Below are 3,096 nucleotides of genomic sequence, written 5' to 3'. Positions count from 1 at the left end.
TTTGCTATGCGCCCCAATACGGTGCGGCAAAGACCCCGTAAACCTTGCCGGGATGATCGCCAGCAATCATCTCGACGGACTCATGCCGCTCGCGGAGTGGGCCACCCTCGGCGGCAAGGATGCGATCACGGTGGATGTGCGCGAGCCGCACGAGTACGCAGCCGGTCACATCGACGGGGCGCTGAACTGCCGCTCTCGCAGCTTCGAGCGCGTCACGGGGAGCTGCCCTCAGGACGCCCTCCCTTCAGCCGCCGTCGCCTCTCTGGAAGGAGGAGTGTCACTCGAGTTGGTCGAGTTTTCGGAGGGACGTCACTGCTTCAGGGGCAGGCCGCCTCACCGCCTCCATTCGATGAGCCAGTCACGTCCCCGGCGCGGGTCCGTGTTCTTGGCGATGGTGATCCGAGTTGGGATCGGGACCCCGGCGCCTTGCGCCCCCACCTCCTCCTTTGCCAACAGGAGCCGTCGGGCGACCTCGTCTGCATCGGCGCGCAGCTCGGCGAGCGACTGGGCTCCCTCCTCGAGCCGGGCGATGGCGAGGGCGTATGCGTCCCCCACCTCGACGAGCCTCGGACGAGCCTCCGCCTCGCGGCGCTCCCGGTCGTCCCGCACCACGTCGAGGCGTCCGCCGATCGCCTGCTCCTCTGCCTCGTACGCAGCCAATCGACCTGCGAGCTGCTGGAGCTCCACCCGATCTGCGCAGCCGGGATCCTCGCCCTGCGCGATGCGCCGACGTGTCGCCTCGAGCTCTTCGCGGATGCGCCCGACGTGCCCAGAGATCATCTCCCATTCGTTCTGGAGCTTGCTCTCTCCCCAGGTCTTCACGTTCGCTCCCTCCCTCTAGTCAGCCTCGAACCAGGTCCGGCCCGCTCCCGTGCTCATCGAGCCAGCGAAGCAGCTGGCGGACGCTTCCCGTTGCCAGAGCCACGCAGGTATCCGCGGCGCCGTAGTAGAGATTGATCGCGTCGCCGTCGGCTCCGAGCGTGTAGCCACAGGGAAAGGCCACATAGCCCACGTCCCCTTCGCGCTCGTACGGCGCCTCGGGACCGAAGATCCACGAGTCGCCGCGCGAAATGCAGCGGTCCGGCTCGTCCAGCGCGAACAGCGCGACACCGAGTCGGTAGAGGCACCCGGCCGCCGTGTGGCGGACGCCGTGATAGAGCATCAGCCAACCTTCGGGCGTCTCGATCAGCGGGGGCGAGAGCCCGACCTTGTGCGCGTCCCACCACGCGCCCTTGCGGGCGTGTAAGACCGGCTTGTGATGTCCCCAGTTGCGAAGGTCCGGCGAGAACGAGACCCAGATGTGCGCCCCCGACTCAGTCATCGGGCGGTGGAGCAGCGCGAAATTCCCGTCGATGCGACGCGGCATCAACGCCGCGTCCTTGTCGTCCGGCTGCATCACCAGGCCAATGCGCTCGAAGTGGCGGAAATCCTCCGTCAACGCGAGTGCCACGCCCGGGCCACCCTTGCTGAAGGCGGTGTACGCGATGACGTACTGCCCGAGCTCCTCGACGAATGTGATCCGGGGATCCTCGATTCCCCACAGCTCCTCCGGATAGTTCTTGGGATCGGGTCGGAGCGTCGGCTCTTCGTCGATGATCCACCCGTCGATGCCGTTCGCCGACCGCGCTGCACACAAGTGCGAGTGTCCGCGGCGATCCTCGACCCTGCACAAGAGCAGTGTCATACCGTCAGCTTGCTTCGTCGCACCCGCGTTGAAGACGGTGTGGGCCGGATAGGGCCAGTCGGCCGCCGTCAGGATCGGGTTCTTCTCGTGGCGCTGGAAGAGCGTCTCGTAGCCGTGCTTCGAACTCAGGTCTTGGCCTCCCAGATCGTCGAGCCATTGGCGGCGATATCGCGCGCGCGCTCGGGATCTGCGCCGGCCCGATCCGCTGAACGCATTTCCAGCAGGGCGAGCAGGAAGGAGAGCGTCGATTCGGCGCCCTGATTCTCGTTCGCGCGATCCGCGTGGAGCCCGTCGCGGCAGCCGCCCGTCGTCGCGTCGTAGAGCGATTGCTGCAGGTGGTTCTGTCCGAGAAACCATTTGAACGCGCGGCGAGCGTGCTCCGCCCAGCGTCCCTCACCGGTGGCGCGCTGCGCTTCGAGACAGGCCGAGACCATCGCGCAGGCCTCCACCGGCTGGCCGTCGAATGCAGCCTTCGTCCCATCCCGCTCGTAGAAACCGTTCGAGCCGATGGGAGCGAAGTAGCCGTCCTCCGAACACTGGATCTCCGTCAGCCACTCGAGCGATCGCGCGCCCGCAGCGACCATCTCCGCGTGAGCCATCCGGGACCCGGAGACGAAGAGCGCCTGAGACAGGCGCGCGTTGCAGTACGTGACCCGGTCCTCGAACCACGGCCAATCGCTCGTGCTCGTCTTCCGAAACAGGTCGAGGAGGCGCTCCGCGAGCGTCGTGCGGATCGATTCCACGCTGCTGTCGCCTTGGAACGCGCGCAGATACTCGTCGATACCGAGCAGAGCGAACGCCCATGCGCGCGGGCTCGTGAACGCCTCGAGCGCTGGCAGGGCGGCGTGGAAGAGCTGACCCGCCAGGCTCTGCCTGCCCGGATCGACCGAACGCCCGACGACCGTCCCCAGCGCCCAGAGCGCGCGGCCGTGGCTGTCCTCCGACCCGCACTCGTCGACCCACCGTCGGGTGTAGGACATGAAGTTCCGGAACCGACCGAGATCCGGGTTGAACGCGTGGCTCACGAAGGCCAGGTAGCGCGACGCGAGCGCGCGCACGACCTTGGCGTCGGCGGTGCCAGCGTCCTCGACGAGCACCATCGCGATCAACGCTCGCGCATTGTCGTCGAGGCAATACCCGTCGTCGTAACGCGGGACGTTGAAGGATCCATGCTGCAACATACCCGTGTGGTCGGTCATGAGGCCCACGTACGCGAGGTCGATGTCGGGCAGCTCGGCAGGCCGCCTGGCGAGGGTCTTCGCCTGGAAGACCGTCCGAAGCCGGTCCGTATGCTCGGCACGCGCACGCTCGAAGCTCTGCATGTAGCGGCGCGCCACCGCGGGCCAGAGCATTTCCCGACCATGCGCCGCGGCCCGCTTGCAGAGGGCGAGCCGCTGCCCGTCATCACCGAG

General features: G+C 67.3%; 3 protein-coding genes and 1 pseudogene. 1 reads left to right on the top strand and 3 read right to left on the bottom strand.

What is annotated here, in order from left to right; genetic code table 11:
- Positions 1-52 precede the first annotated feature (52 nt).
- Positions 53-162: pseudogene (locus tag VMS22_23380) on the top strand (hypothetical protein).
- Between the two features lie 171 nt (positions 163-333).
- Here VMS22_23380 and VMS22_23375 read toward each other — a convergent pair.
- From VMS22_23375 to VMS22_23365, 3 genes are all read right to left on the bottom strand, one after another.
- The gene (locus tag VMS22_23375; protein ID HXJ36989.1) at positions 334-822 is read right to left on the bottom strand and encodes a hypothetical protein; all 489 of its coding nucleotides are present in this window, start codon (positions 820-822) and stop codon (positions 334-336) included.
- 19 nt (positions 823-841) lie between these two features.
- On the bottom strand, positions 842-1,684 hold the full coding sequence (locus tag VMS22_23370) for a glycosidase (GenBank protein HXJ36988.1): 843 nt from the start codon (positions 1,682-1,684) through the stop codon (positions 842-844).
- A 125-nt stretch (positions 1,685-1,809) separates the two neighbouring features.
- The coding region (locus VMS22_23365) for a glycosyl transferase family 1 (protein HXJ36987.1) at positions 1,810-3,096 on the bottom strand (1,287 nt) is incomplete at its 5' end.

Source organism: Candidatus Eisenbacteria bacterium (assembly GCA_035577985.1).
In the GTDB taxonomy this organism is placed as follows: Bacteria; Desulfobacterota; Binatia; order DP-6; family DP-6; genus DATJZY01.
Note: the sequence above shows the minus strand (reverse complement) of the source record. Positions and strands in the feature narration are given on the sequence as shown.